General features: G+C 66.3%; 3 protein-coding genes. 1 reads left to right on the forward strand and 2 read right to left on the reverse strand.

Annotation, left to right across the window (positions count from 1 at the left end; all coding sequences use genetic code 11):
• Nucleotides 1-1,150, forward strand: a 1,150-nt coding sequence (locus MOV61_RS29265) for an FtsX-like permease family protein (RefSeq protein WP_247139093.1), incomplete at its 5' end; no start/stop codon positions are given.
• Here the strand turns inward: MOV61_RS29265 and MOV61_RS29270 are convergent.
• On the reverse strand, nt 1,147-2,136 hold the full coding sequence (locus MOV61_RS29270) for an Ldh family oxidoreductase (RefSeq protein ID WP_247139094.1): 990 nt from the start codon (nt 2,134-2,136) through the stop codon (nt 1,147-1,149). The genes MOV61_RS29265 and MOV61_RS29270 overlap by 4 nt on opposite strands.
• A 51-nt stretch (nt 2,137-2,187) precedes the next feature.
• On the reverse strand, nt 2,188-3,168 hold the full coding sequence (locus MOV61_RS29275) for an energy transducer TonB (RefSeq protein WP_247139095.1): 981 nt from the start codon (nt 3,166-3,168) through the stop codon (nt 2,188-2,190).
• Nucleotides 3,169-3,257 lie beyond the last annotated feature (89 nt).

The raw sequence follows: 3,257 nt of genomic DNA on the forward strand, positions 1-3,257 counted from the left end.
CAAGTTCGACCTGGTGATCGGCGCGGCCGGCAGCGAAACCCAGCTCGTGCTCTCGTCGATCTTCCTGCAGCCGGCGCCGCTGCCGCTGATGCCGGGCGAGGTGCTGGCAAAACTCTCGAAGGATCCGCGTGTCGCCTGGGTGGCACCGGTCGGGTTCGGCGATTCCTTTGCCGGCTACCCTTTGGTCGGCACGACCCGCGCGCTGATTGGCAGCACCGTCTCCGGTTTTGCCTCGGGCCGCATGTTCGAGAAAGAGGGCGAGGCGGTGGTCGGGGCGGCAGTGAAGCTGCCGGTCGGAGCGGAAATCAAGCCCATGCACGGCACGGCGGCGATGGGCGGCGAGACCCATGCGGGCGTCGTATACCACGTCACCGGCAAGCTGCCGCCGACGGGGACGCCCTGGGATCGGGCCATTCTGGTGCCGATCCAGGCGGTCTGGCACGTCCATGGCCTCGGCCACGATCATGAGCATGAGGAAGAAGAGCACCACGAAGGCGGAGCAGCACAGGTAACGCAGGCCGCGGCCGCTGCGGATGAGCATGCCGACGAGGATCACGATCATCACGGGTCCATCGATGCGGATGCGGCGATCGACGAGAATTTCGCCGCCGATGCCCCCGGTCTTCCGGCGGTCCTCGTAAAGCCGAAGACGATTGCCGATGCCTACAAGCTCCGCCAGGAATATCGCAACGGCAATACGCTCGCGGTTTTCCCGGGTGAGGTGCTGACCAGCCTCTATGCGACGCTCGGCGATGCCAAGATGGTGCTGAGCGCCGTGGCCGCCGGATCGCAGGGCCTGGTGGCGGCAGCCCTGGTCCTGGTCACCGTCACCCATATCGGCCAGCGGCGGCGCCAGATCGGCGCGCTGCGGGCTTTTGGCGCGCCGCGGCTGTCGGTTTTCGCCATAGTCTGGTTCGAGCTCTTCCTGCTGGTCGCGCTCGGCATCGGTCTCGGCTTCCTGACCGGCCTCGCCGCTGCCCGGCTGATCGCCAACGCCTTCACCGTCAAGAGTGGCATCATCCTGCCGGTCGGCTTTGTCGGCGAGGACCTGCGCATGGCGCTGATCCTGCTCGCCGCATCGGCGGCTCTGTCCGCCGTGCCGGCCATTCTCGCCTACCGCCAGTCGCCGGCGGCAGCCCTGCGGGCCTAAACCAGCGCCTTGATCGTCGAAATCACCTCGTCGTCGACGTCGAGCCCCTGCTCGATCGCCGTCCGGCGCGCGTTCTGGCCGCGTCGCCCTGGCAGGCGAACGCCCTCTTCGGAGGCCATCTCGAGGGCAAGTTCGGCGATCCGCTCTGCAGCCGAGGCCGTGCTTGCGGAAGGGTCGATGACAATAAGCGTCTGACCGACCGAGGGCGGCGAACCTTTCTCGTCCATGAACGAGCTTGCCTCGTAGGAGAAGTTCGATCCGGTCAGGCCGGCCGACAGGATCTCCACCATCAGCGCCAGCGCCGCACCCTTGGCGCCGCCCGAGGGCGCCATCAGACCCTTGTGGGCCTCGTGCGGATCGGTGGTCGGCTTGCCGTTGGCATCGAAGGCCCAGCCTTCCGGAATGCTCTCGCCCTTCTGGCGCGCCGCCATGATCTTGCCGGCGGCGACGGTCGAAAGCGCGAGATCGATGACCAGCGGATCCTCGCCGGCAATCGGCGTCGCAAAGGCGATCGGGTTGGTGCCGAACAGCCGCTTCCTGCCGCCCCAGGCGGCCATCGAGGCCGGCGCATTGGCAAACATCAGCGCCACAAGGCCTTGCTCGGCAAACCGCTCGACGGTCAGCGCCATGACGCCCGCATGGTGGGAGCGATGGATGGCGCCAAGCGCGATGCCTTGTTCCCGCGCGATTTTCGGAAGCTCGGCGACTGCGATATCGAAGGCCGGGTAGGCGTAACCGAGCGCCGCATCGACGACGAGCGCCGCCGGACGCGGCCGGGTGGCGACGGGTCTCGCCTTGCCGTCGACCTTGCCGGAGCGAGCTTGGCCGATATAGGCGGGAACGCGGCGCAGGCCATGACCATATTGCCCGGCAGCTTCCGCATGCACGAGCGCATGGGCGACGGATCGGGCGGTCTCGGCAAGAACGCCATTGGCTTCGAAAACGCTCTGAACAAGCGTTTCGGCTTCTGGGAGAGTGATGTGCATGCTGGAGATCCAGATTGGTTCGGGGACGAACGCCGCGAGGAAATCAGGCGGTTATTCGCACTTTACCGGCTGGCTGAGTGAACTTGCAACACCGGAAGGCGGCGCAGGGATGGGCGAAGCACGTCGGACAGCCGATGCGACATAGTCGTCGATAGACGCGTTGCCCGACGACCCAGCGACCGAGACATTGCCGATGTTGCCGCTGCCGTCGAAGCTGAAGCGGACCGTAACGATGCCGGTTCCGTTGCCGGGGCATTTGCGGGCGTAGCGAGCAATCTTCGTTCTCACGCGCGTCATCCACTGCTGCGGCGAAACCGACGACGAAAATAAGCTGGTGGAATTCTGGCTGGCGGCCGTGCGGTCCGATTGCTTGGCCTGGATCTTTGCCTCGGCCATGTCCGGACGGGCCTGCTGCTGCTGCTGTTGCTTCGGCTTCTGGACCTTCTTCACCGGTTCCTTTTTGGCCTCCGGCTTTTTCGGCTGTTCCGGCGGCTTTTCCTCGACCGGCGGCAGGGGCCGCACTACCGGCAACGGCACTTCGACATTTTCGAGCGCCGCCGTCATCTGTTCCTCGACCGGCTTGATCTCCTCGATCGGCTCCGGCGGTGGTTCCACCACGGGCGGCTGCACCGGTTCAGGCTCGACCGGCTCGGCGACTTCCTGCAGCGGTGGTTCGACCGGCTGCTCGACAGGTTCTGCAACGGGCTCGGGCGTCGGTTCGGGTCTCGGCTGCTCAACGGGCTCCGGCTGCGGTTCCTCGACAGGCTCCGCCTGCTCGCTCATCACCTGTTCCTGCTCCTGCATGTCAGGAGAGATCTGCTCTTCCTCGGTGTTGGCGGCTTCCGGCTCTGGCGCAAGCTCGATCATGATCGCTGCCGGCGGTGCGTTGTCGGCGGGCACATCCGGTTGTTCCCGCATCAGATAGGCCGCGGCGCTGAAATGTACTGTCAGCATCAGCAGTCCGGCAGCGCCCCATAGCGCCAGTTCGCCGACGCGTCCGCCCGGACTTGTCTGCGAGATGACGAGGCTCATGGATTGCCTCCCGTTGCCGGAACGGCGGGCGCGGCCGCAGGAGCATTCCCAGCGGGCGCCGGCACCGCCGGTGCCGGCAGCGTCTCAAG

It is taken from the genome of Neorhizobium sp. BETTINA12A (genome assembly GCF_023006485.1).
Classification (GTDB): domain Bacteria; phylum Pseudomonadota; class Alphaproteobacteria; order Rhizobiales; family Rhizobiaceae; genus Neorhizobium.

Coding starts and splice junctions, on each gene's coding strand:
- MOV61_RS29270 (WP_247139094.1), bottom strand. CDS start 2,136: ATGCACATCACTCTCCCAGAAGCCGAAACGCTTGTTCAGAGCGTTTTC.
- MOV61_RS29275 (WP_247139095.1), bottom strand. CDS start 3,168: ATGAGCCTCGTCATCTCGCAGACAAGTCCGGGCGGACGCGTCGGCGAA.